This is a genomic window from Aurantiacibacter gilvus (genome assembly GCF_038289935.1).
Taxonomy (GTDB): Bacteria; Pseudomonadota; Alphaproteobacteria; order Sphingomonadales; family Sphingomonadaceae; genus Alteraurantiacibacter; species Alteraurantiacibacter gilvus.
Map to the genome: position 1 here is coordinate 1,014,378 of NZ_JBBYHV010000002.1, position 24,937 is coordinate 1,039,314.

Sequence of the window (24,937 nt, forward strand, 5' to 3'; positions counted from 1 at the left end):
ACAGTCACCAGGCCGACATGTCTCGCACCGCGGGTTCAGCCCGGTCGGCACCGACCATGCTGCAGCACGGGCGGACTAGCCGTCCGTCGCAGCCAGTGGGCGCCACCAGTCCTCGTTTTCCAGATACCAGCGCAGCGTCTGCGCCATGCCATCTTCGAACGTGTGACTTGGGGCATAGCCCAGCTCGGCGCGCGCCTTGGCCTCGTCGATGGCATAGCGGCGATCGTGGCCGGCACGGTCAGTGACGAAGGTCTTGAGACTGTCGGTGGGTCGCCCCTTGGCAGCAGGTGCGTCGGGATAGCGGTCCGCGAGGCCGTCAATCTCTTCCATGGCTTTGTCGACCGAGGCGCAGATGTGGTCGATCACGGCCATGTTGGGCAGCTCCGCCCCGCCGCCGATGTTGTAGCATTCGCCCGGCCGGCCCTTGTGGAGGCAGGCCTCGATCCCGCGGCAGTGGTCTTCCACGTGCAGCCAGTCGCGCACGTTCATGCCGTCACCGTAGATCGGCAGGGCGCGCCCGTGCAGGGCGTTGAGCAGGAACAGCGGGATCAGCTTTTCGGGATACTGGTAAGGCCCGTAATTGTTCGAGCAGTTGGACGTGGTCACTTCCAGCCCGAAGGTATGATGATAGGCGCGCACCAGGTGGTCTGAGCTCGCCTTCGACGCCGAGTAGGGCGAATTCGGCTGGTACTGGTTGCCTTCGGCAAAGGCCGGATCGTCCGGACCAAGTGAGCCGTAGACCTCGTCGGTCGAGATATGGTGGAAGCGATGCGGCTTGCCTGATCCTTCGTCCAGCCAGACCTTGCGGGCAGCCTTGAGCAGGCTGTTGGTGCCGAGGATATTGGTCTCGATAAAGGCGTCCGGCCCACTGATCGAACGGTCGACATGGCTCTCCGCCGCGAAGTGGACCAGCGTGCCGATATCACGTTCGCGCAGCATCTTTTCGACCAGCTCCGTATCGCGGATATCGCCCACGACCAGCTCGGCCTGTTCGACTCCCGCGATGGTGGACTCGTTGCCGGCATAGGTCAGGCAGTCGAGCACGATCACGGTGTCGCCGGGGTGCTTGTCCGCCCAGTAATGGACGAAATTGCCGCCGATAAAGCCGGCGCCGCCGGTGACGAGCAGGTTAGCCAAGGGCCTTTTCCTCGCGCAACATGTGCCAAAGGTTGAGCCGCCAATGGGTATATCCGTCATCCAGCAGTTCGCGGGTCTTGCTGCTGTCGAGCAGCGAGAAGGCGGGGCGCCTGGCTGGCGTCGGATATTCGGCGGTGGTGATGGGGTTGATCGGGATCATCTCAGTCAGCAAGCCCATGGCGCGGGCTTCCTCCTGGATGGCAACGGCGAAATCGTACCAGCTGGCGACGCCCGCATCGCTGTGATGGTAGGTGCCGCTGGCGTCCTTTCCCACGAGGCCCCAAATCGTCTTTGCGAGGCCCGTTGCCCAGGTGGGCGCACCGATCTGGTCAGCCACGACATTCAACGCGGACTTTTCCGCCATCAGCCGCAGCATGGTGCGCACGAAATTGTCGCCGCTGGCGGCATAGACCCATGCAGTGCGCAACAGCAGGTCCGCGGGCCGCAAGTGGTCTTCGCCCTCGGCCTTGGTGCGACCATAGGCCGATAGCGGGGCGCGGCTATCGTCAGGCCGGTAGGCGCGGCTGGACTGGCCGTCGAAGACGAAATCTGTCGAAACATGCACCAGCTTGCCCGGATGCGCGGCGACCAGTGTTGCGACCGCGTCGGCGTTGATCGCGCGGGCGGTCTCCTCATCCCCTTCTGCCTTGTCGACCGCCGTATAGGCAGCAGCGTTTATGACGATGTCAGGCGCGACCTCGTGCACGAGTGCGGTAATGGCAGGAGCATCGGTCAGGTCGCAATCGGCATGGCCGACAGCATGGACCTCGGCACCGGCAGGGGCCGTTGCCACCAGCGCCCGGCCCAGCTGCCCCTTGGCTCCGGTGACCAGCACCTTCACGCGAAGGCATCCACTTCGGCCAGCGGCTGGCCTTCGCGATCCTTCGCGGAAAGCTGCACTTCCATTTCGCCCAGCGGCCAGGCGATGCCGACCTCGGGATCGTCCCAGGCCAGCGTATGTTCGTTCTGCGGCGCGTAGGGCGCATCGCACTTGTAGAGGAAATCGGTGTCGTCCTCGAGGGTGAGGAAACCGTGGGCGAAGCCCTGCGGCACCCAGAACATGCGCTTGTTCTCTGCCGAAAGTTCAACGCCCACCCACTTGCCGAAGGTCGGCGAGCTCCGGCGCAGGTCAACCGCCACGTCGAACACCGCGCCCGATACCACGCGCACCAGCTTGCCCTGCGGTCCGGGGTTCTGGAAATGCATGCCGCGCAGCACGCCCTTCTGTGAGCGCGAATGGTTGTCCTGCACGAAATCGAGGTCGAGGCCGGCCTGGGCGAATTTCGCGGCGCTCCAGCTTTCCATGAAGAACCCGCGTTCGTCGCCGAAGACTTGCGGCTCGATGATGAGCGGGCCATCGATCTCGCAAGCCGTGACCTGCATCAGCGCGCGCCCTCGCGCAGCAGGGCCATCAGGTAGTCGCCATAGCCGGACTTCACCAGCGGCGCGGCGATGGCTTCCAGCCCGGCATCGTCGATCCAGCCCTGTCGCCAGGCGATCTCTTCCGGGCAGCAGATCTTCAGGCCCTGCCGCTCCTCGGTAATGCGGACATAGGTGGCCGCATCGAGCAGCGAGGCATGGGTGCCGGTGTCGAGCCAGGCATAGCCGCGCCCCATGATCTCCACCGACAGCGCGCCGTCTTCGAGATAGAGGCGATTGAGGTCGGTGATTTCCAGTTCGCCGCGCGGCGAAGGCTTCAGGCCGCGGGCACGGTCCACCACGGTACCGTCGTAGAAATAGAGCCCGGTGACAGCGTAGTTCGATTTCGGCCGGGCGGGCTTCTCTTCGATCGACACGGCAGTGCCCGACTTGTCGAACTCGACGACGCCGTAGGCCCCGGGATTGTTCACCCGATAGGCAAAAACACTTGCACCTTGATCGTGCCCGGCCGCGCTGGACAGCAGTTCGGGCAGGCCGTGGCCGTAGAAGATGTTGTCTCCCAGGACGAGCGCGCTGGGGTCATTGCCGACAAAATCGGCGCCGATGTGGAACGCCTGGGCCAGGCCCTCCGGGCTGGGTTGCACGGCATAGGAAATGGCCACGCCGAAATCCGACCCGTCGCCGAGCACGCGCTGGAACTGGTCCTGGTCGTCCGGGGTGGTGATGATCAGCACGTCGCGAATACCGGCCAGCATCAGCGTGCTGAGCGGATAGTAGATCATCGGCTTGTCGAAGACCGGCATCAGCTGCTTGGAGACGCCGCGCGTCAGCGGATAGAGCCGGGTGCCGGAGCCACCGGCAAGGATGATGCCTTTGCGCGCTCTGGAACTCACAGTCAGCCTTCCTTGCGAAGCAATTGTAATGCGGCTTTGCAGCATCAATAGGGAGGGTCAATGCCAAACTCCGGCCGGTGCCGCGCCGTCGGGGGCGATTTACGAGGGCTGCGGGCAGGGCAATTGCGCGGCGCAAGACCGGGCAGGCAATGACCGGGTGCTAGTCCCCTTCGGGCACGGCGAAGGTGCCGGTGACGCGGCCGGTGTTTTCACCTGCGGTCGAACCGCGCCCGTCGACGCTCGACAGGCCCGAGTTGAGATCGATCACCAGCCGTCCGCCGTCCAGGGTATCGCCGCCGCGGCGCAGGGCGACGCCGCCCGACAGCACGATCACGCGGCGGTTGAAATCGTAGACGGCAGCATTGCCGCTGGCCCGCTCGTTGCCACGCGTGACGGTGACACCGCCGGTGGCGTCGATGCGCTGGATGCGCAGGGTGCCGGTGTCGCTGTAGGCGACCGTGGTGCGCTGGGCGGTCATCCGCAGGTCGCCCTGCTGGATCACCACGTCGCCCGACAGGACGACACGGTTCTGCCGGTCCTGCAGCTCGATCCGGTCGGCGGCGTAGCTGACCGGCTGGTTGGAGTTGAACCCGGCGATGTTCTGCGCCTCTGCCACCTGCCCGAAGGACAAGGCGGCAATGCCGCCCGCGACAAGGCCGCCGACAAGGCCGCGCAGGGCGAGGCGGGAAAGGGCAGGGCGTTTCATGCGCGGGGACTCCATCATTGCATCTCTTGCGGCACGCGCAGGCGGCCGGGCGTCATGTTGAGGCGGGCATTGCCGTCGAGCGAGATCGTGCGGGTTTCAAGGTTGGCATGCATCGAGTCGGCGGAGAAGGTGCCGGCGGGGATCTGTCCGCTGACCTGGCCGTCGCCGAACAGGCTGCGTGTCGGCAAGTCGATAGTGACGTTGCGGGCGATGAATTGGTAGCCATCCGAAGCGGTGAACTGCACCACGCCGGGGATGCCCACCTGTTCGTCATCGATGGCATAGGTGCCACGCGGGGCGGTGAGCACGGCAGGGCCTTCGGACAGCACCATGCGCGCCGTCAGGTCTTCCATCATCACGATCGGCACCGCGTTGCTCTGCTGCACGGCTTCGCCCGCCACCAGCGAGAACGGGCGGCCATTGCTGTCTTCACCGCGGTACATGGCATTGTCGACGCGCAGCCGGTCTTCCGCCACGGCCACCTTGTTGCGATCGAGCAGGAAGCTGACCTCGCCGCGCGGGCTGAGCGGGGTGATCAGCATCATCGCCGCGATCACGCCGACCGCTGCCGGCAGGGCGATCGCCAGGAACCGCACGATCGTGTCGAGCGAAGAGCCCGGTGCAGCGAAGTGCTGGCGCTTGGTGCGCATGCGGTCGGCAGCTTGGGTCATGCCATTTGCGTCTTCAGATCTGCGCCTTCACCTGTAGCCCAACGCACGAGGTCAGCCCTCGTGGCTGAAAATGTCCTTGTCGGCCCATCCGGCAAGGTCCAGCCGCGCGCGGGTGGGCAGGAAATCGTAGCAGGCCTGCGCCAGCTCCAGCCGGCCTTCCCGCTCCAGCCGCACGATCAGCACGTCGCGCAGCCGGTGGAGGAAACGCACGTCCGACGCGGCATAGTCGCGCTGCGCCTCGTTGATCTCGTCAGCGCCCCAGTCGCTCGACTGCTGCTGCTTGGAAATGCTCTCGCCCAGCAGTTCCTCGACGAGGTTCTTGAGGCCGTGGCGGTCGGTGTAGGTGCGCGTCATCTTGCTGGCGATCTTGGTGCAGAACACCGGCCCGGCCTCGACGCCGAGGTAGTGCTCGATCGCGGCAAGGTCGAACCGCGCGAAGTGGTAGATCTTGATCCGGTCAGGATCGGCCAGCACCGCCTTCAGGTTGGGCGCATCGTAGGCGCTGCCATTGGCAAAGCGGACGAGGTGTTCGTCGCCCTTGCCGTCGCTGATCTGGACGAGGCACAGCCGGTCACGCGGGGTGACGAGACCCATGGTCTCGGTATCGACAGCCACGGGCCCATCGGCGAGCACGCCTTCGGGGAGGTCTTCTTCGTGAAAATATACAGCCATTGGTGACAGCCTTTAGGCCGATTGGGGATGGGAGGAAAGGGCGGCTTTGCGCCATGCCGCCTTGGGCCTAACACGAGGGGCATGTCTGAAACGATCCCTGCAAGCTGGGCACCGGTGCTCGATCCCGTGCTGGCCACTCCCGAAGCGCGCCAGCTGGGCGGCTGGCTGCGCGCCGAAGAAGAGGCGGGCAAGGCGATCTACCCGCCGCGCGGGACCCGCCTCAAGGCGCTCGAACTGACCCCGCTGGACGAGGTGCGCGTGGTGATCCTGGGGCAGGACCCCTACCACGGGCCGGGGCAGGCGCACGGCCTGTGCTTCTCGGTGCCCGAGGGCGTCGATGCCCCGCCGTCGCTCAAGAACGTGTTCAAGGAACTGGAGAGCGACCTTGGCCAGCCGCGCCCCGATCACGGCAACCTCGAGAGCTGGGCGCGGCAGGGCGTGCTGCTGCTCAACAACACCCTGACGGTGGAGCGCGGCAACGCGGGAAGCCACGCGGGCAAGGGCTGGGACGCGATTACCGATGCCTGCGTCGCCGCCGTGGCCGAGCGCGGCGAACCCAGCGTCTTCGTGCTCTGGGGCAGCCATGCGCAAGGCAAGGCCAGGCGGATCGTGGCCTTGCAGGGGGAGACAAGGCACCTGCTCATCCGCAGCCCGCACCCCAGCCCGCTCTCGGCGCACCGCGGGTTCTTCGGCTCGAAGCCGTTTTCGCAGGCCAATGCCTTCCTTGAAGCCAATGGACGCGGCGCCGTCGACTGGCGGCTGTGACCGGGGAGGTGGAACACTCAAGGCCCCCTTCTGAAGCTTCCCATTTTCGCAAATAAACCTTGTAGAACAATTATATAAGCAAGAATCTGCGCCGCGGCGTGTAACCTTTCGTTTTGCCGCCGAAGCAATGGGTGATCGTCGAGTCATGTGCGGCCCTTGCCATGGCTGTCCGGGCGTAGGAAACTCCCCATCATGACTGAGGATGCAGCCCGCACCGCGCTGACCGAGCGCCTCGCCGAACTCGACCGGCTCGACGCGCTGAGCGAGGAGGGCCGCGCGCCCGTCACCCTGCAGCAGGATTCGGTCGGCCGGCTCAGCCGGATGGACGCCATGCAGCAGCAGGCCATGGCGCAGGCGGAAGAACGCCGCCGCGTGGCCGAACGCTCGCGCATCAGGGCGGCGCTGGCGCGGCTGGACGAGGGCGAGTGGGGCTACTGCGTCGCCTGCGGCGAGGAGATCGCCGAGGGACGGCTCAGGAATGACCCCAGCGTGGCGCGCTGCGTGGGCTGTGCGGCAGGCGGCTGATGGACGAGGCCTATCGTGCGAAGCTGCAGCACTGGCTGACGAGCATGTTGTTGTTGCAACTGTTTGCTGTTCTCTGGGCGGCGTACGTATGGTTTTGGCGGCACCTGCCCCTTCTGGCTTATAACGTCGGCGAGGCCTTGTGGCAGCGCTACATGTCGCGCTGGGTGGCGTGAAACCACGTGCGCACCGTCGCCCTGCACGGTGTCGCCCGGCATGCTCGTGGCGATGCTGGTGGCGCGGGGCTGAACACGCCCGCCGAAAGCAATCACGCGATATGGATGAAGTCCGTTAGCGGGTAGCGCGCGACCACCAAGCCGCTGGCATCGTGCACGGCAATATCGCGCGCCATGTCGAGTCCGCCAAATCCCACTTCGAGCGCAGCGAGATGCCGGGCAGCATGCTTGGCGACGAGGCCGACGGTGGATTCGTCGGGCAGGTCGAGCACCATGGCACTCTTCCCGCGGGAGCCGTTCTCTAGAACGAATCGAAAGTCTGGCATGATCCTCCTGTCACGCCAGACTCGCGCCAGTAACATTGCAGTTTGATGACAGACTTCCGGAATTGCCGTCAGCGCGGCAATTCGGTGGCTCCCATCAGCGCTTCGTCCACGGCGGCGGCGCACTGGCGGCCCTCGCGGATGGCCCAGACCACCAGGCTCTGGCCGCGCCGCATGTCACCGCAGGCCCAGATCTGCTCGTCGCTGGTCTGGTAGTCGTGGGTGTTGGCGTCGACGTTGCCGCGCTCGGTCAGTTCCACGCCCGACTGCTCGATCATGCCCTGCTTGCGCGGGCCGAGGAAGCCCATGGCGAGCAGGATCAGGTCAGCCTTGAGGGTGAATTCGCTGTCCGGCACTTCCTTCAGCTGGCCTTCGGACCAGTCGGCACGCACGCACTTGAGGCCAGTCACCTTGCCGTCTTCGCCCACCACTTCCTTGGTGAGGACCGACCAGTCGCGTTCGACGCCTTCCTCGTGGCTGGTGGAGGTGCGCAGCTTCATCGGCCAATCGGGCCAGGTGAGCAGCTTGTTCTCGTGCGCGGGCGGCTGCGGCATGATCTCGATCTGGGTGACCGAGGCAGCGCCTTGCCGGTTGGAGGTGCCGACGCAGTCGGAGCCGGTGTCACCGCCGCCGATCACGATCACGTGCTTGCCGGTGGCGGTCAGCGTGCCGCGCGGGGCGGCGCGGGTTTCATCGTCGCCCGCCACGCGCTTGTTCTGCTGGGTGAGGAATTCCATCGCCTGCCGCACGCCGGGCAGTTCGGCGCCGGGGATCTGCAGCGGGCGCGCATGTTCCGCGCCGCCTGACAGCACCACCGCGTCGAAGTTCTCCTTGAGGTTCTTGATCGAGATATCGACGCCGACCTCGGTGGAGGTTTTGAAGGTCACGCCTTCGGCCTCCATCTGCACCGCGCGGCGGTTGATCTGGCTCTTCTCCATCTTGAAGTCGGGGATGCCGTACCGCAGCAGCCCGCCGATCCGGTCCGACTTCTCGAACAGGGTCACCGAATGGCCCGCGCGGGCCAGCTGCTGGGCGCAGGCCATGCCGGCCGGGCCGGAGCCGACCACGGCCACGCTCTTGCCGGTCTGCTTTGCCGGTACCTGCGGCTCGATCCAGCCTTCCTTCCACCCGCGATCGACGATGGCACATTCGATCGACTTGATGGTGACCGGCTGGTCCGTGATGTTGAGCGTGCAGCTCGCCTCGCACGGGGCAGGGCAGACGCGGCCGGTGAATTCGGGGAAGTTGTTGGTCGAATGCAGCACTTCGAGCGCGTTCTTCCAGTCACCCTCGTAGACGAGGTGGTTCCAGTCCGGGATGATGTTGTTCACCGGACAGCCGTTGTGACAGTAGGGAATGCCGCAGTTCATGCAGCGGCTCGCCTGTTCACGCAGCGCCGGTTCGGTGTGCGGGACCACGAATTCCTTGTAGTGCTTCAGCCGTTCCTTGGGATCGTCGTAGGTGCGATCCTTGCGGTCGACTTCGAGAAAGCCTGTCTCTTTTCCCATTGTTCTTAAACCCTATTCAGCCGCGACCGAGGCGGCTTCATCGCGCTCTGCCTCAAGCTGCTTGAGCGCGCGTGCATAGTCCTTCGGCATCACTTTCAGGAAGTGGCCGAGCGTATTGTCCCAGTTGTCGAGCAGCTCGGCTGCACGGGCAGAGCCGGTGTGCAGCTTGTGCCGCTCGAGCAGGATCTTGAGGCGCGCCGCATCATGGTAGAGCGGGTCGCCCATGCCGAGGTCGTCGACCGTCGACGGACGCTGCTGCGGCAGGCCCGTGCCTTCCGGATCGTCGGCATTGGCCGCAATCGGCAGCAGGTCCACCTGCGCCATGTTGCAGCGCTGGGCGAAGCTGCCGTCGGGATCGTAGACGTAGGCGATGCCGCCCGACATGCCGGCCGCGAAGTTGCGTCCAGTCGGGCCGAGCACGGCAACAACGCCGCCGGTCATGTACTCGCAGCCATGGTCACCCGTGCCTTCGACAACAGCCACGGCACCCGAATTGCGCACCGCGAAGCGTTCGCCGGCGACGCCGGAGAAGTAGGCTTCGCCCGAAATCGCGCCATAGAGGCAGGTGTTGCCGACCACGATGTTGCCGGTCGGATCACGGTCCACTCCGCTCGGCTGGCGCACGATCACGCGGCCGCCCGACAGACCCTTGCCGACATAGTCGTTGCCGTCGCCGACCAGGTCCAGCGTCACGCCGTGGGCGAGCCATGCTGCGAAGCTCTGGCCGGCCGTGCCGGTGAACCGGATGCGGATCGTATCGACCGGCAGGCCCTGGTGGCCATATGCCTCGGCGATGCGGCCCGACAGCATGGTGCCGACGGTGCGGTTGAGGTTGCGGATCGGGTATTCCAGCTGCACCGCAGTGCCATTGGCAATGGCGTCCTGGCAGTCGGCAATCAGCTGGTTGTCGAGCGCGTTTGCGAGCCCGTGGTCCTGCTCCTCGGTGTGGAACAGCTGCTTGCCTGCGGGCACCTCGACCGTGTGCAGCAGCTTCGACAGGTCGACCCCGTCGGCCTTCCAGTGACGGATGGCGCGGTTCATGTCGATGCGGTCCACCCGGCCGATCATTTCCTCGACGGTGCGGAAGCCCATCTCGGCCATGATCTGGCGCAGTTCCTCGGCGACGAAGAAGAAGTAGTTGATGACGTGCTCGGGCTGACCGACGAAGCGCTTGCGCAGTTCGGGGTTCTGCGTGGCCACGCCCACCGGGCAGGTGTTGAGGTGGCACTTGCGCATCATGATGCAGCCTGCCGCGATCAGCGGGGCCGTGGCAAAGCCGAACTCGTCCGCCCCCAGCAGCGCACCGATGGCGACGTCGCGGCCGGTGCGCAGGCCGCCGTCGACCTGCACCGCGATGCGGCTGCGCAGGTCGTTGAGCAGCAGGGTCTGCTGGGTTTCGGCAAGGCCGATCTCCCACGGCGAACCGGCGTGCGTCAGCGAAGTCAGCGGCGAAGCGCCCGTCCCCCCTTCGTAGCCGGAGATGGTCACGTGGTCGGCGCGCGCCTTGGAAACGCCTGCAGCCACGGTGCCAACGCCCACTTCGGAAACGAGCTTCACCGAAATGCGCGATTTCGGCTGCACGTTCTTGAGGTCGTGGATCAGCTGGGCGAGATCCTCGATCGAGTAGATATCGTGGTGCGGCGGAGGCGAGATCAGGCCCACGCCGGGCGTGGCATGGCGCACCGCGCCGATTCGCTTGTCGACCTTGTGGCCGGGCAGCTGTCCGCCTTCGCCGGGCTTTGCGCCCTGCGCCATCTTGATCTGGATATCGTCCGAATTGGCGAGGTACTCGGTGGTGACGCCGAACCGGCCCGAAGCGACCTGCTTGATGCGGCTGCGCATCGAATCGCCATTGGGCAGCGGGACGAAGCGTTCCGGCTCCTCGCCGCCTTCGCCGGTGTTCGAGCGGCCGCCGATGCGGTTCATGGCGATGGCCAGCGTCGAGTGCGCCTCGTGGCTGATCGAGCCGAAGCTCATGGCGCCGGTGCTGAAGCGCTTGACGATGTCCTCGGCGCTTTCGACTTCTTCCAGCGGCAGCGGCTCGTCGGCCTGCTTCAGTTCCATCAGGCCGCGGATCGTCAGCAGGCGTTCGGCCTGCTCGTTCACCGACTTGGCGAAGGCATTGTACTGCTCCTGCGCATTGCCGTCGCGGTGTTCGGCGCGCACGGCGTGCTGCAGCTGGGCGATGTTGGCCGGGGTCCAGGCGTGTTCCTCGCCGCGCAGGCGGTACTGGTAGATCCCGCCGACATCGAGCATGTTGCGGTAGATCGGGTTGTCGCCGTAAGCCGCCGCGTGGCGGCGCACGGTCTCTTCCGCGACCTGCTGCAGGCCGATGCCTTCGATGGTGGTGGCGGTGCGGGTGAAGTAGGCGTCGACGAACTCGCTCGACAGGCCCACCGCGTCGAAAATCTGCGCGCCGCAGTACGACTGGTAGGTGGAGATGCCCATCTTCGACATCACCTTGCGGATGCCCTTGCCGACGGCCTTGATGTAGTTCTTCTCCACCTGTTCGGTGGTGAGTTCGGGCGCCTTCTTCCGGCGGATATCCTCCAGCGTCTCGAAGGCGAGGTAGGGGTTGATCGCTTCCGCGCCGTAGCCCGCCAGCACGCAGAAGTGGTGCACTTCGCGCGCTTCGCCGGTTTCAACGACGATGCCGGTCTGCATGCGCAGGCCCTGGCGCACCAGCTGGTGGTGGACGGCGGCGGTTGCCAGCAGCGCGGGCATGGGAATGCGGTCCGGGCCCTGGCCGCGGTCGGACAGGATCAGGATGTTCTTGTCCTGCAGCACGGCCTCGGTTGCCGCCCAGCACATTTCCTTGATCGCCATGGCCAGGCCGTCGGCACCGGTCGCGGCGTCCCAGCAGATGTCGATCGTGGCAGTACGGAAGGCGCCGTCGAGCACGCTTTCGACCGAGCGGATCTTTTCCATGCCGCCGTTGGTGAGGATCGGCTGGCTGATCTCCAGGCGCTTGTGCGTACCGGCTTCACGGCCCAGCAGGTTCGGGCGCGGACCGACCATGGTCAGCAGGCTCATCACCAATTCCTCGCGGATCGGGTCGATCGGCGGGTTGGTGACCTGGGCAAAGTTCTGCTTGAAATAGTCGTAAAGCAGGCGGCTGCGCTTCGACAGCACGGCAATCGGGGTATCGGTACCCATCGAGCCGATGGGATCGTCCGCATTGACGGCCATGGGTTCGAGGAAGCGGGAGATGTCCTCCTGCGTGTAGCCGAAGGCCTGCTGGCGATCGAGCAGGCTGACCTTGTCTTCCTGCACGGCCTCGGCGTCGGTCTCGATCGCTTCGAGGTCACGCAGCTTGTACTGCGCCTTTTCCAGCCATTCCTCGTACGGTTCGGCATTGGCGAGCTCGGCCTTGAGCTCCTCGTCCTCGATGATGCGGCCCTGTTCGAGGTCGATCAGCAGCATCTTGCCCGGCTGCAGGCGCCACTTGCGGGTGATGTCTTCCTCGGCAAAGGGCAGCACGCCGCTTTCCGAAGCGAGGCAGACGAGATCGTCCTTGGTGACGCAGAAACGCGCCGGACGCAGACCGTTGCGGTCGAGCGTGGCAGCGATCTGGCGGCCATCGGTGAATGCCACGGCAGCAGGGCCGTCCCACGGCTCCATCAGCGCGGCGTGGTATTCGTAGAAGGCGCGGCGCGCCGGATCCATCAGCTCGTTGCCGGCCCAGGCTTCGGGGATCAGCATCATCATCGCATGGGCGAGGCTGTATCCGCCGAGCAGCAGCAGCTCGAGCGCGTTGTCGAGGCAGGCAGTGTCCGACTGGCCGTGCGGCACGATCGGCCACAGCTTGTCGAGGTCGGCGCCGAGCAGGTCGGATTCCATCGTCCGGCGGCGGGCGTTCATCCAGTTGACGTTGCCGCGCACGGTGTTGATCTCGCCATTGTGGCAAGCGAGGCGGAACGGCTGGGCGAGACGCCAGGACGGGAAGGTATTGGTGGAGAAGCGCTGGTGCACCAGGCCCAGCGCGCTCTCGCAATCGGGATCGCGCAGGTCGTCGTAGAAGCTGCCCACCTGGTTCGCCAGCAGCAGGCCCTTGTAGACCACCGTGCGGCTGGAGAAGCTGGGCATGTAGAGCTTGAGCAGCCCCGGCATGTCGTGCTTTTCGGCCAGATCCTTGAGCGGGTTCTGGGTCTGCTTGCGGATGACGATCAGCTTGCGCTCGAAAGCGTCCTGGTCCGCGCAGTTATCACCCTTGGCGATGAAGCACTGGCGGATCACCGGCATCGATTCGAGCACGGCCTTGCCCAGCCCGTCGAGCGTGGTGGGCACGTCGCGCCAGCCGATCAGGCGCTGGCCTTCCTTGGCGATGAACTTTTCGAACTGCCCGGTGATGAAGTCGCGCGCTTCGGCGTCCTGCGGCATGAAGCACATGGCGACGGCATAGTCGCCCGGCGGCGGCAGGGTCAGGCCTTCGCTGTCCGCCCACTTGCGATAGAGCTTGTCCGGAATCTGGATCAGGATGCCGGCGCCGTCACCCAGCAAGGGGTCGGCACCCACCGCGCCGCGATGGTCGAGATTGGCCAGGATCTCCAGGCCCTGCGTAATGATGCCGTGCGATTTGAAGCCCTTGATATGGGCGACAAAGCCCATGCCGCAGTTATCATGTTCGTTGACGGGATCGTATAGGCCGCGGGGCAACGGGTACTCGGTCAAAACTCTTGGCTCTCTGTTGCGAGGCGGGGTCATTCCGCGTCTCGCAACCGGTTACACCAGCAACGAAACGCGACTCACCAGCCTCAGGTGCTGCACGAAAATGTCGCGAAACACCCCCATGGCGACAGGATACAATTTTGGCAAGTTTTGTGCGCTGCGAAAAGCTTTGCCGGGGACAAGCCCTATTTGCTCATCCGTTGCAGGTTCATCAAGGCTTCGCGCAGGGCACGCTCGTTGTCGTCGTTCGACGGCTTGGGGCGTTCGGCGCGAGCAGAGGCATTTTCTGCTTGTGCGACAGGCGGATCGAAGGCGCGCGCAGCCGCTTCGGGAGCGCGGCGGCTTTCCTGTCCGGGGAACAGCACGGCAGGTTCGGCACTATCGGCTTCGGGCTCCGGTTCGTCGATGCGGACGAATTCCTCATCCCTGTTGGCGTAGGGATTAAGCGAAGCAAACTGCTCCGAATCGGCGCTGTCGTCTTCGTCTTCCTCGTCGTCTGCTTCCACGACGCTGCCGGAGGTTTCTCCGATCTCGGCGGCCGGTGGCTGGTCGAAGGACGGATGCGGGGTCTCGCTCTCGGCGGGGTTCGCAGGCAGCGGCAGCGAGAAGGTTGCCGCCAGTTCGGCGACATCGTCTTCATCTTCATCCTCGCGGACCGAGGCCAGCCTATTGGCGAATGCCGCAAACCGCTGCTCATCGGTCTGTTCGTCTTCTGCAGCCTCTTCTTCTTTAGCCGGTACTGCGGCGGCGGCAGGCGACGAACCGAACCATGCTGCCATGGCTTCTGCCGCTTCGTCAGCGGCGGCCGGATCGAAGTCTTCCGGCACGGCCGCGTCGGCTGCGGCTTCCTCTTCCGAGACCGGCTCTGCCCCAGAGGCCGGACCTGCAGGAGCGGGCACCGCTGCGGCAGCAGCCTGCTCGGCGCTCCATTCGCGGTGTTTTTCCAGGGTTGCGCCAAGGCGCTGGACCAGCTGGACCAAGCCTTCGCCCTGATCTTCGCCTGCTTCAGCGGCAACAGGCGCGGGCTGGTCGAACGGCGTCGGTTGCGCGCTCTCGGGAGCGTCGAAAATTGGCTTGTCGGACACGTCTTCCTCGCTCTCTGGCACTGCGGTGTCATCCAGGGCGGGGCCGGCTGCGGCCTCTCCCTCGGTCTCGAATTCGTCCTCCGCCACCTCTTCCTCGTCGTCGGCGACCACGGGGCGCGCCATGGAGGGTGGTGAGAAAGCCAGGGGTTCCATCACCGGCTTGGGCTCCGGCTTCGGCTCGGCGCCCTGCCCGTCCTTTTCGACAACCGGTTCGCTGGCTTCGGCCAAGGCAATGAACTCCTGCTGCTCGACGTGGGAGTCGGACGGGAGGAATTCTTCGACAGCATGGCCTGCAGCCCCTTGCTCATCGGTTAATTCAGCATCCGGATCGAGCTCCAAAGTCTGTTCGGTCTCGTCCGGTGCGATCGGCTGGAAGCTCTGCGGCGCGTCCGTCGCGGACTCTTCTACCGGTTCCGGTTCGGGGTCTTCGGAATGGAATTCGATGGGCTCACCCGGATCGTCGAAGCCGGGCAGCGGCACCAGATTGAGGAAGTCGCTTGGCCGTTCCTCTTCCGCGATGGCAAGAGCACGACGGCGGCCCCCGATGGTCGCGGGCGGGGCCGGCTCGTCGATATCGTCCAGTTCGGCGAGGTCTTCGGCAGGGCTGAGCGGACGGTGGCTGGTCACCTTGGCAGGCTTGGGCTGCCGGTCGCGCACAAGCAGCCGCGCCAGCAACAGACCCAGCAGCGCGCCACCAATGGTGCCGCCACCGGCAATCAGCGCGCGGGCGGTAAAGCCCAGCGGCGGCGCGGCCTGCGGCAGAATGGAGGCGAGTCCGCTGGCAAGGCTCGCGCGTTCGAGCAGGACCACGGGTACGACAAGGCTGCCGACACCCAGCAGGGCAGCGAACCAGATGGCCACGACCCAGCGGAACGCCGGACTGGCGGTGATCGGCGGCTTGGCACCCGAACCCTTCGGGCGCGCCGGTTCATCATAGAGCTCGGGGCTGCTGGCCACGGGCAAATCCTGTCTTGCTCCGCGTAGTTCCGGCCTTGCCACCGGTCAGGCGGCCGCCGGGATGCGGCTATCCAAGGGTTTGCCTAGCAGGCCAAGGTAAACGACCTGATAACGTTGAATGTTGGTGGCCCAGTCATGTTGCGCCTTCACGTGGTCGCGCGCTGCCTGCCGGATTGCCTCCCACTCGCTTCGCCGGTCGACAAGGTCTGCCAGCGCCGCTGCACAGGCTGCAGGATCGTCGGGCGCGAACAGTACGCCGGTCTCGCCATCGCGGATCAGTTCGCGGTGCCCGCCGACATCGCTGGCGGCGACGAGCTGCATCTGGGCATTGGCTTCGAGCGGCTTGAGCGGGGTCACCAGGTCTGTCAGCCGGCTTTTCTTGCGCGGGTAGGCCATCACGTCGGTGAGGGCATAATAGCGCTCCACTTCGGCATGCGGCACGCGGCCGGTGAAGTGGATACGGTCCGCCACGGGTGACGCCGCTGCCAGCGCGCGCAGGCTCTCGTCCATTGGTCCGCCGCCCACCAGCAGCAGGTGCGCGCCTTCATGGCGGTCCACCAGCATCGGCATGGCGGCGATCAGGTCGTCCAGCCCTTCGTAGTCGTAGAAGCTGCCGATGAAGCCGATCACCGGGCCATTCCCGATACCGAGTTCTGCAGCAAGCACGTCGTCGCGCGCGGCAGGTTCGCCGAAGGTGGTCAGGTCCACGCCATTGGGCATGATGCCGATCTTCTCCGCCGGGAAGCCGCGCGAGACGAGATCGTCCTTCAGCCCCTGGCAGATCGTCATCACCGCATCGGCACCGCGCACGGCCATGTTCTCCAGCTGGCGCGTCAGGCGGTACTTGAGCGAACCCTCGCGCCCCGTGAGGTTGCCGACGGCGGCATCTTCCCAGAAGGCGCGAATTTCGTAGACCACGGGAATGCCCAGCTTCCGGCCAGCCCGGATCGCGGCGAGGCCGTTCAGCGCAGGCGAGTGGGCGTGCAGCACGTCGGGGCGCCATTCGCCTGCCAGCGCGACAATGGCATCGGCCAGCGCATCGATCTCGCGCCATTCCTTCAGGCCTGCCGGGCCGCTTGCCGTGCCGGGGGTGCGGTGGAACGTCAGGCCATCGACTTCTTCGACGGCCGGACCTTCGGCGACATGCCGCTGGCCGGTAATGCCGCGCACCTCCAGGCCGATACCCTGCTGCGCGCGCAGGATCGCCCGCGTGCGGAAGGTATAGCCGCTGTGCATCGGCAGCGAGTGGTCGAGGACGTGGAGAATGCGTGTCATCGGCGGAACTCCTGCCAGAACACACTTAACGGCGCGTCAATAGCTTGGGCCTAAGGGGGCAGGTGTACCAATTGAGGACGCCGGACGGGTGATCGACTATTTCTCCATTGCGCTGACGCACGGGCTGATCCTGCTCGCCCTGTGGCGACTCATGCCGCGCGATGAGCTGGACGTCGAAGGCGCGCCAGCGGAAAAGGCGTCGCGCCCGTGGCTGAAGGACGAGTCCGGCGAGGAAGGTTCGCCCGATGCGTGACCTCGTCCTGCTTGCCTTCGTTGCCGCCGTGGTCGCCATGGGGTTCAGGCGTCCGTTCTTCTGGGTGCTGCTCTATATCTACGTCGACATCGTCACACCGCAGAAGATCGGCTTCGGGATCATCACTTCGATCTCGCTGTCGCTGCTCTGTTTCGTCGCGGCCTTTGCCGGATATGTCCTGCTCGACAGCAAGCAGGGCAGCCGCTTCACTTTGCGACAAGGGCTGATCGTCGCCCTGCTCGGCTGGTGCGCGATAACGACATTCTTCCTCGCGGACTTCCCGGTCGAGGCCGCCACCAAGTGGGACTGGGTGTGGAAGAGCCTGTTCTTCGCCGCCTTCCTGCCATTGACCCTGCGCACCAAGCTCCGGCTCGAAAGCGCGGCGCTGGTCATGGTGCTGGCGGCGGGAACGATCATCATTTCGGCGGGCATCAAGACCGTGCTGTCAGGTGGCGGCTACGGCGTGCTCACATCGCTTGTGGACGACAATTCGGGCCTGTACGAAGGCTCCACCCTGTCCACCGTGGCCATCGCCATGGTCCCGCTGACGCTGTGGGTGGCGAAGCACGGCTCGATCTTCACCGAACGCAAGCTGGCGATGACCTTTGCCGTGGCGCTGGTCTTTGCCAGCCTGCTGATCCCGATCGGCACGCAGACGCGTACCGGCCTGATCTGTATTGCCGTGCTGGGCGTGCTGGTGCTGCGCAGCGTGAAGTACCGCTTCGTCTACGCGGGGCTGGCGGGGCTCGCCCTGCTCGTCGCCATCCCGTTCCTGCCGGCAAGCTACACCGAGCGCATGTCGACCATTACCGAATACCAGGCCGACGAGAGCGCCTCCACGCGCGTCGCCGTGTGGCGCTGGACCATCGACTATGTGCAGGCGAACCCGCTGGGCGGCGGCTTCGACGCCTTCCTCGGCAACAGCTTTACCTACAACACCCGCCAGACCGTCGAACTCGGCAACACCGAGACCGTGGTCTACCAGGAAGTGACCGACGAAGGGCGCGCCTACCACTCGGCCTATTTCGAGGTGCTGGGTGAACAGGGCTTCCCCGGCTTCCTGATCTGGCTGTCGCTGCACGGGCTTGGCCTGTGGCAGATGGAACGGATTCGCCGACGCTATAAGGATAGCAAGGACACCGGCGAGGTGCGCTGGCGCTCGCTGGCCACGGCCCTGCAGCAAGGGCACGTGGTCTACCTCGTCGGCGCGGTTTTCGTGGGCGTGGGCTATCAGCCCTTCATGTTCATGCTGCTGGGCCTGCAGATCGCGCTCTACACACTGATGAAGCGCGACTGGCAGGGCACGCAGGTGCAACCGAAGCCGTGGCTGGCGAACCAGTCGCCCGAAGGCCAGCCCCCAGAAGGCCAGCCCCCAAAAGGCCAGCCAGCGTGAAGGGCGCGCCGCACCTTGCCGCGCTGACCGGCCTGCGCGGGATCGCCGCGTGGTTCGTGGTGTTCTACCACGCGCGGCGGTCGCTCACCGACTGGGTGCCCGAAGGGGCGCTCGCCGTGGCGGGCAAGGGTTACCTCGCGGTGGACCTGTTCTTCATCCTGTCGGGCTTCGTCATGTGGCTGAACTACGGCCCCAGGCTGCGCGAGAGCGGGCTGGCGGGTGCGAAGTCGTTCTGGTGGCGCCGGTTCGCGCGCATCTGGCCGCTGCACGCGGCGGTGCTGGCCGGGATGGTGGCCTTTGCCCTGCTGCTGCTGGCGACGGGGCGGGAGACCGACAACTATCCCTTCGCCGAATTGCCGCTGCACGTGCTGCTGGTACAGAACTGGGGCGTTACCCCGGGCCTCAGCTGGAACCACCCGGCGTGGTCGATCAGCACCGAGATCGGCGCCTACCTGCTGTTTCCTTTTGCCGTCGTTGCTTTCCACTGGGAAAAGGCGCGTCCGGCGCTGCTGGTGGCAGGAGTGTTGATCTGCGCGCAACTGTTGCACGGTGTCTTCGTACTGGCAGGAGCGGAGAACCTGGGCGATCAGATCACCCGGTTGGGCCTTGTCCGCTGCCTGCTGCAATTCCTGATTGGCATGATGCTGGCGCTGGTCTGGCTCGGCTGGCGCGACCGCGTCTCGCCGGTATCGGCCTATGCCTGCGCGGTGCTGATGGGCAGCCTGCTGGTGCTCTTCGCCCTGCCGGAAACGCTGGGTATTCCGCTAGCCTTTGCCGCGCTGCTGCTGGCGCTGGCGCTCGACACGGGCCCGCTGGCGAAGGTGCTGTCCAGCCGCCCGGTCGTGTGGCTGGGCGATACCAGTTACGCGACCTACCTCGTCCATTTCCCGCTGCTGGTGCTGCTGAAACTGGTTGCGGTCGGCCCCGACCTGCAGATTGCGCCTGCCGTCTTCGCGGCTTACCTGCTGGTGCTGCTGGGACTGTCCGGCGCGCTCTACCGCTGGCTGGAGAAGCCCGCGCAGCGGTGGCTGAACCAACGCTCGCCGCTGAGTAGGAACAACGCCGTTCCTGCCGAGTAACCTACTTGCCCACCTCGGGGTGCGCGCGGATCCATTCCTCGACCACCGGGGCGATCTTGGTGCGCCACTTGCTGCCGTTGAAAATGCCGTAATGGCCCACGTCGGGGGCGAGGTGGTACTTCTTCATGGCGATGGGCAGGTGTTCGGCCAGGTCCAGCGCAGCGCGCGTCTGGCCGATGCCCGAAATGTCGTCGTGTTCGCCCTCGATCGCCAGCAGCGCGGTGTCGCGGATGGCATCGGGATCGATCGGCTTGCCGCGGTGGACGAACTCGCCCTTGGGCAGCGAGTGTTCCTGGAACACGTGTTCGATCGTCTGCAGGTAGAATTCCGCCGTCATGTCGCAGACCGACAGGTATTCGTCATAGAACTGCTTGGTGCGGTCCGCGCTTTCCTGGTCGCCCACGGTCATGTGCTTGAACATCTCGTAATGGCTCAGCATGTGATCCGCGAGGTTCATGGACAGGAAGCCGGCCAGCTGCAGGAAGCCCGGATAGACCTTGCGGCCCGCGCCCGGGTAGTTGAGCGGCACGGTCGCGATCACGTTGTTCTGGAACCAGCTGAGCGGCTTTTCCATGGCCAGGTCGTTGACGCCCGTGGGGCTGGCGCGGGTATCGATCGGGCCGCCCATCATGGTCAGCGAGGCGGGGCGGCAAGGGTCCTTCGTCGCGCCCATCACCGCCGTCGCCGCAAAGGCGGGGACCGACGGCTGGCATACGGCCAGCATGTGGGTGCCGGGACCGATGAACTGCAGGAATTCGATCAGGTAGTCGATGTAGTCGTCGAGGTCGAAATGCCCGGCGGACAGCGGCACCAGCCGCGCGTCGACCCAGTCGGTGATCCACACTTCCTGGTTTTCGACCATGCGCTGCACCGTGCCGCGCAGCAGCGTGGCATAGTGGCCGCTCATCGGCGCGATGATCAGCAGCTTGGGCGCGTCCTTGGGCAAGTCCGCGCGGGCAAAGCGGCGCAGGGTGCCGAACGGCTTTTCCAGCACGACCTCTTCGCTGACGGGCTTGGCCTCGTCCCCGATCATGACCGGCTGGATGTCGAATTCGGGCTTGCCGCGATCTTCGTAGAGGTGCGCGAACACCTTCAGCGCCGAAGCCACGGCCGGCCCCGTGCCCATGTAGCCCATCGGCAGCATGGGGTTGTCGAGCAGCTGCGCCCCCACCGATGCCCAATGGCCAGCGGTGGTGAACAGCGCGCGCTGCATTTCATAAGCGGAATAGAGCACTAATGCGTCCCCTGCGTGTCGCCCGGGTTGGGCGCCAGTCAATGCGGCCTGCGTTTCTCGCATGTGCCGCCCGGTTGGGGTTCACATGCCCCTTTTGGGTCAATTGTGCAATGCGGCATAAGTTCCTGCGACAGCGAAGGGCGAATTTCGCGCCAAGCCCGCTTCAAAGCGCAGAATCTTTCGGCTAGGGCACGCGCACCATGGCATCTCCCGAGATCAAAGAAGAGCCGAAAAAGGCGCGCAACCTCAGCCCGCTGAAGATGATTTTCCGGGAAGCCGCGAAATACCCGCTGCAGATCTCGCTCGCTGCCATGGCCTTGCTGGTCACCGCATCGGTGATGTCGGTGGCTATTCCCTACGGCCTGAAGCTGGTCGTCGATCGCGGCTTCGGCGGGGATGGCGATATCGATCGCTGGTTCCGCTACCTGCTGTTGCTGGTCGGAGTGCTGGGCCTGGGCACGGCCTTGCGGTTCTACTTCGTCTCGTGGCTGGGCGAGCGTGTGGTCGCCGATATCCGCGAGAAGGTTTACACCAATCTCCTGCGGCTCTCGCCGGGGTTCTTCGAAGAGAACAGCCCCAAGGAAATCTCCAGCCGGATGACGTCGGACACGGCGATCATCGAGACGGTGGTGGGAACCACGGTCTCGGTGGCGCTGCGCAACGCGATCATGGCGGTGCTGGGCACCGGATACCTGTTCTGGCTGGCCCCGCAGCTCACCGTGTGGTTGCTGGCGGGCATTCCCGTGGTGATCGTCCCCATCGCCCTGTTCGGCAAGCGGCTGCGCAATGTCAGCCGGGCCAGCCAGGACCGCGTGGCCGATGTCGGCGCGATTACGACCGAAGTGCTGTCCGCGATGAAGATCGTGCAGGGATTCAACCAGGAGCAGCGCGAGTCAGGCCGCTTCAATGAAGCGGTGGAGGATACCTTCACCGTCGCCAAGCGGCGTATCCTGATCCGCGCGCTGATGACGGCCATCGTCATGACGCTGATCTTCGGGGCGGTCACATTGCTGCTCTGGCGCGGCGCAATCCTCGTCAGCGACGGAACCATCACCGGGGGCACGATCACCTCGTTTGTCGCCGGTGGCATGATCGCGGCGGGCAGCTTCGGTGCCCTGACCGAGGTCTATGGCGACCTGCTGCGCGGGGCCGGTGCAGCCAGTCGCCTGCACGAACTGCTGGACGAGCAGCCCGAGATTACCGCGCCTGCCCGTCCGCAGGCCTTGCCCGAACCGCCGCGCGGCAGCCTGGCGTTCGAGAACGTCAGTTTCAGCTATCCGACGCGCCCTGGCGAACAGGCCATCGCCGACTTTTCCCTGACCGTGGAGCCGGGCGAAACTGTCGCGATTGTCGGCCCCTCTGGCGCGGGCAAGTCGACCATCTTCCAGCTGGCCGAGCGGTTCTACGATCCCACCAGCGGCACCATCAAGATGGACGGCGTGCCGCTGACCCAGGCTGACCCTGCCGACGTGCGCCGCCGCATGGCGCTGGTGCCGCAGGAAGGCATCCTGTTCGCCGCCTCCGCCCGCGACAACCTGCGCTACGGGGCGTGGGACGTGGGCGAGGACGCCATCTGGGATGCCGCCCGCGCTGCCAATGCCGAGGAGTTCCTGCGCGACCTGCCCGATGGCCTCGACACCTTCCTGGGTGAAGGCGGCGCGCGGCTTTCCGGCGGCCAGCGCCAGCGCGTTGCCATTGCCCGCGCCCTGCTGCGCGATGCGCCGATCCTGCTGCTCGACGAGGCGACCTCTGCGCTGGATGCCGAAAGCGAGCGGCTGGTGCAGGACGCGCTCGAGCGCCTGATGGAAAATCGCACCACGCTGGTCATCGCGCACCGGCTGGCCACAGTCCGTGCGTCGGACCGGATCGTGGTCATGGAAGGCGGGCGCATTGTCGAACTGGGCGACCACGCCAGCCTGACCGCCAAGGGCGGGCTCTACGCCCGCCTTGCCTCGCTCCAATTCGACGAACCTGCGGCCAGCTGACACCAGCCCCCGATGACTTGCGTCGAGCGGACTCGACGCTTAATCGATTTGGTAACGACAGAAACGGGTAGCCGTTCGCAGGCGAACTCCATCCTATCCCGCATTCTTACCCAAGGGACGCAGAACAACATGATCCGTAAAATCCTAGTCACTTCGGTGTCGGCCCTCGGCCTTGCCGTTTCCGCCCCCGCCCTGGCGCAGGACCAAGCCGCAGACCTGCCGGCCATGGAATTCGGCACCTGGGGTGTCGACCTGACCCAGCTCGATCCCTCGGTCGATCCGGGCGACAACTTCAATTCCTATACCAATGGCCGCTGGGTTGCCGAGAACGAGATCCCGGCTGATCGCAACCGCTTTGGCGCTTTCGACCTGCTGCGCGAGCAATCGATCGTCGACGTCGAAACGCTGGTGCGTGACCTCGTCGCGTCGAACCCGGCACCGGGCACCACGGCGCGCCGTATCGTCGACGCCTACAACGCCTATGTCGATATGGACGCCATCGATGCCAGCGGCCTGGCGCCGGCCTATCCCTACCTCTCCGAGATCTACAATGCGCCTGACCTCAACCGGCTGGTGCAGCTGTTCGAGGAACCCGGCTATCCCGCCCTGGTGAGCGCCGGCGTCGGTATCGACGCGCGCAACCCCACCGAATATGCCGTCTCGATCGGCTTCAGCGGCATGGGCCTGCCCGACCGCGACTATTACCTCGTCGACAGCGAGAGCAACATTGCCATCCGCGACGCTTACAAGGACTACCTGACCTTCTTGCTGGGCCAGGCCGGCTATGCCGATCCGCGCGCTGCCGCCGAAGCCGTCTATGCCTTCGAGCACGACGTGGCCGAGCTGGAATGGGCGCGCCAGGTCCTGCGCATGCCGCAGCTGACCTACAACGTGCTGACGCCGGAAGAGCTGGAAGAACTGTCCGGCGACTTCCCCATCACCACGCTGCTGGAAGCCGGTCACTTCTCCGACCAGACGCGCTTCCTCGCGCCGCAGCTGCCGCCGACAGAAGAAGAGATCGCTGCGCTCGGCCTGACCGAAGACGAGCTGGCCATGATCGGCGGCGGCCTGCCGGCGATGATGGAGCTGGTCACCGAAACCCCGCTGGCAACGATCAAGGCTTACATGGCCGTGCGTTTCCTGTCCTCGAATGCGTCGGTGCTGTCGAGCGAGCTCGACGAGGCCAACTTCGAGTTCTTCGGCCGCACGATCAACGGCCAGGAACAGCAGCAGGAACGCTGGAAGCGCGCCATCGCCTCGGTCGAGGGTGCCCTGGGCGAGCAGCTGGGTGCGCTCTACGTCGAGCGGTACTTCCCGCCGGAAAGCAAGGCCCGCATGGAAGAGCTGGTGGGCAACCTCCAGCGCGCCATGAACATGGCTCTCGACAACAACGAGTGGATGACGCCGGAAACCATCGCCGAAGCCCGCACCAAGCTGGAAGGCTTCGTGCCCATGGTCGGCTACCCGGACGAGTTCGAGACCTATGACGGCCTCGAAATCACCCCTGACGATCCGCTGGCGAACCGCATCAACACCATTGCCTGGAACCAGGCAGACAACCTGTCGCGCCTCGGCACGCAGGTCGATCCCAGCGAATGGGGCATGCTGCCGCAGACGGTGAATGCCTACTATTCGCCGCTGACCAACCGCATCGTCTTCCCCGCCGCGATCCTGCAGCCGCCGTTCTTCAATGCGGAGGCCGATCCGGCCGTCAACTACGGGGGCATCGGCGCGGTGATCGGTCACGAGATCGGCCACGGCTACGATGACCAGGGCTCGCAGTACGACGCCACCGGCACCTTGCGAAACTGGTGGCAGGATTCGGACCGCGAAGGCTTCGAGGAGTTTACCGCGCGCATGGCCGAATTCATCGAGGCCTACTGCCCGGTCGACAGCCCGGAAGGCCCGGTCTGCCTGCGCGGCCAGCAGTCGATGGGCGAAACGCTGGGCGACGTGGTCGGCCTGCAGATGGCCTACCGCGCCTACCGCCTGTCGCTGGACGGCGAGGAAGCACCGGTGATCGACGGCCTCACCGGCGACCAGCGCTTCTTCCTCGGCTTCGCCCAGGTGTGGCGCGGGATGGAGCGCGAGGAAAGCCTGCGCAACCGCGTGATGACGGCCAACCACCCGCCGGGTGAGTTCCGCCTCAACAACGCCGTGCGTCACCTCGATGCCTGGTACGATGCCTTCGACGTCGGCCCGGAAGACGATCTCTACCTGCCGCCGGAAGAACGCATCCGGATCTGGTAATCACC

General features: G+C 65.5%; 21 protein-coding genes. 8 read left to right on the top strand and 13 right to left on the bottom strand.

From position 1 onward, the window contains the following. Positions 1-75: 75 nt before the first annotated feature. The 7 genes from rfbB to AAEO60_RS15010 form a co-directional block, all read right to left on the bottom strand. Complete coding sequence (rfbB, locus tag AAEO60_RS14980) at positions 76-1,137, bottom strand: dTDP-glucose 4,6-dehydratase (RefSeq protein WP_341674517.1); 1,062 nt, start codon at positions 1,135-1,137, stop codon at positions 76-78. Further along, on the bottom strand, positions 1,130-1,978 hold the full coding sequence (rfbD, locus tag AAEO60_RS14985; RefSeq protein ID WP_341674518.1) for a dTDP-4-dehydrorhamnose reductase: 849 nt from the start codon (positions 1,976-1,978) through the stop codon (positions 1,130-1,132). The genes rfbB and rfbD overlap by 8 nt, the downstream gene beginning before the upstream one ends. After that, on the bottom strand, positions 1,975-2,520 hold the full coding sequence (gene rfbC, locus AAEO60_RS14990) for a dTDP-4-dehydrorhamnose 3,5-epimerase (RefSeq protein WP_341674519.1): 546 nt from the start codon (positions 2,518-2,520) through the stop codon (positions 1,975-1,977). Before rfbC ends, rfbD begins: the two co-directional genes overlap by 4 nt. After that, a complete protein-coding gene (gene rfbA / locus AAEO60_RS14995) occupies positions 2,520-3,410 on the bottom strand; it encodes a glucose-1-phosphate thymidylyltransferase RfbA (RefSeq protein WP_341674520.1) in 891 nt (296 codons plus the stop codon). The genes rfbC and rfbA overlap by 1 nt, the downstream gene beginning before the upstream one ends. A gap of 160 nt (positions 3,411-3,570) precedes the next feature. Further along, positions 3,571-4,116: an LptA/OstA family protein gene (locus AAEO60_RS15000; RefSeq protein WP_341674521.1), complete on the bottom strand. Its 546-nt coding sequence runs from the start codon at positions 4,114-4,116 to the stop codon at positions 3,571-3,573. A 14-nt stretch (positions 4,117-4,130) separates the two neighbouring features. Then, the gene (lptC, locus tag AAEO60_RS15005; protein ID WP_341674522.1) at positions 4,131-4,787 is read right to left on the bottom strand and encodes an LPS export ABC transporter periplasmic protein LptC; all 657 of its coding nucleotides are present in this window, start codon (positions 4,785-4,787) and stop codon (positions 4,131-4,133) included. 51 nt (positions 4,788-4,838) lie between these two features. Further along, positions 4,839-5,459, bottom strand: coding sequence for a ribonuclease D (locus tag AAEO60_RS15010; RefSeq protein WP_341674523.1), 621 nt, complete (start codon positions 5,457-5,459; stop codon positions 4,839-4,841). A gap of 81 nt (positions 5,460-5,540) precedes the next feature. Here AAEO60_RS15010 and AAEO60_RS15015 point away from each other — a divergent pair, with 81 nt between their 5' ends. The 3 genes from AAEO60_RS15015 to AAEO60_RS15025 all read left to right on the top strand — a co-directional run bounded on the left by AAEO60_RS15015 (position 5,541) and on the right by AAEO60_RS15025 (position 6,922). Then, positions 5,541-6,224: a uracil-DNA glycosylase gene (locus AAEO60_RS15015; RefSeq protein ID WP_341674524.1), complete on the top strand. Its 684-nt coding sequence runs from the start codon at positions 5,541-5,543 to the stop codon at positions 6,222-6,224. 192 nt (positions 6,225-6,416) lie between these two features. Next, the gene (locus AAEO60_RS15020) at positions 6,417-6,749 is read left to right on the top strand and encodes a TraR/DksA family transcriptional regulator (RefSeq protein WP_341674525.1); all 333 of its coding nucleotides are present in this window, start codon (positions 6,417-6,419) and stop codon (positions 6,747-6,749) included. Further along, entirely contained in the window at positions 6,749-6,922 is a 174-nt protein-coding gene (locus AAEO60_RS15025; protein WP_341674526.1) for a hypothetical protein, read from the top strand. The genes AAEO60_RS15020 and AAEO60_RS15025 overlap by 1 nt, the downstream gene beginning before the upstream one ends. Positions 6,923-7,014: 92 nt before the next feature. Here AAEO60_RS15025 and AAEO60_RS15030 read toward each other — a convergent pair whose 3' ends face one another. From AAEO60_RS15030 to AAEO60_RS15050, 5 genes are all read right to left on the bottom strand, one after another. After that, positions 7,015-7,248 (bottom strand): DUF6894 family protein, encoded by a 234-nt coding sequence (locus AAEO60_RS15030; protein ID WP_341674527.1) that lies wholly within the window; start codon positions 7,246-7,248, stop codon positions 7,015-7,017. A 68-nt stretch (positions 7,249-7,316) separates the two neighbouring features. Then, a complete protein-coding gene (locus AAEO60_RS15035) occupies positions 7,317-8,753 on the bottom strand; it encodes a glutamate synthase subunit beta (protein ID WP_341674528.1) in 1,437 nt (478 codons plus the stop codon). A 12-nt stretch (positions 8,754-8,765) separates the two neighbouring features. After that, a complete protein-coding gene (gene gltB, locus AAEO60_RS15040; protein ID WP_341674529.1) occupies positions 8,766-13,457 on the bottom strand; it encodes a glutamate synthase large subunit in 4,692 nt (1,563 codons plus the stop codon). Positions 13,458-13,606: 149 nt separating this feature from the next. After that, on the bottom strand, positions 13,607-15,463 hold the full coding sequence (locus tag AAEO60_RS15045) for a hypothetical protein (protein ID WP_341674530.1): 1,857 nt from the start codon (positions 15,461-15,463) through the stop codon (positions 13,607-13,609). A 45-nt stretch (positions 15,464-15,508) separates the two neighbouring features. After that, a complete protein-coding gene (locus tag AAEO60_RS15050; RefSeq protein WP_341674531.1) occupies positions 15,509-16,738 on the bottom strand; it encodes a TIGR04063 family PEP-CTERM/XrtA system glycosyltransferase in 1,230 nt (409 codons plus the stop codon). 88 nt (positions 16,739-16,826) lie between these two features. Between AAEO60_RS15050 and AAEO60_RS15055 the strand changes: the two genes are divergently transcribed. From AAEO60_RS15055 to AAEO60_RS15065, 3 genes are read left to right on the top strand one after another with little or no spacing between them, the layout of a single operon-like run. Continuing rightward, positions 16,827-16,991 (top strand): hypothetical protein, encoded by a 165-nt coding sequence (locus AAEO60_RS15055; RefSeq protein ID WP_341674532.1) that lies wholly within the window; start codon positions 16,827-16,829, stop codon positions 16,989-16,991. Then, positions 16,984-18,384 (top strand): putative O-glycosylation ligase, exosortase A system-associated, encoded by a 1,401-nt coding sequence (locus tag AAEO60_RS15060; RefSeq protein ID WP_341674533.1) that lies wholly within the window; start codon positions 16,984-16,986, stop codon positions 18,382-18,384. Before AAEO60_RS15055 ends, AAEO60_RS15060 begins: the two co-directional genes overlap by 8 nt. Further along, entirely contained in the window at positions 18,381-19,463 is a 1,083-nt protein-coding gene (locus AAEO60_RS15065) for an acyltransferase family protein (protein WP_341674534.1), read from the top strand. Before AAEO60_RS15060 ends, AAEO60_RS15065 begins: the two co-directional genes overlap by 4 nt. Before the next feature lies 1 nt (position 19,464). Here AAEO60_RS15065 and AAEO60_RS15070 read toward each other — a convergent pair whose 3' ends face one another. Then, positions 19,465-20,697 carry a polyhydroxyalkanoate depolymerase gene (locus AAEO60_RS15070; RefSeq protein WP_341674535.1) on the bottom strand — a complete coding sequence of 411 codons (1,233 nt, stop codon included), beginning with the start codon at positions 20,695-20,697 and terminating at the stop codon, positions 19,465-19,467. A gap of 200 nt (positions 20,698-20,897) precedes the next feature. On the opposite strand from AAEO60_RS15070, the gene AAEO60_RS15075 reads away from it, so the two are divergent. Both AAEO60_RS15075 and AAEO60_RS15080 read left to right on the top strand, forming a co-directional pair. Then, positions 20,898-22,682: an ABC transporter transmembrane domain-containing protein gene (locus tag AAEO60_RS15075; RefSeq protein ID WP_341674536.1), complete on the top strand. Its 1,785-nt coding sequence runs from the start codon at positions 20,898-20,900 to the stop codon at positions 22,680-22,682. Between the two features lie 129 nt (positions 22,683-22,811). After that, on the top strand, positions 22,812-24,932 hold the full coding sequence (locus tag AAEO60_RS15080; protein ID WP_341674537.1) for a M13 family metallopeptidase: 2,121 nt from the start codon (positions 22,812-22,814) through the stop codon (positions 24,930-24,932). Positions 24,933-24,937: the final 5 nt, after the last annotated feature.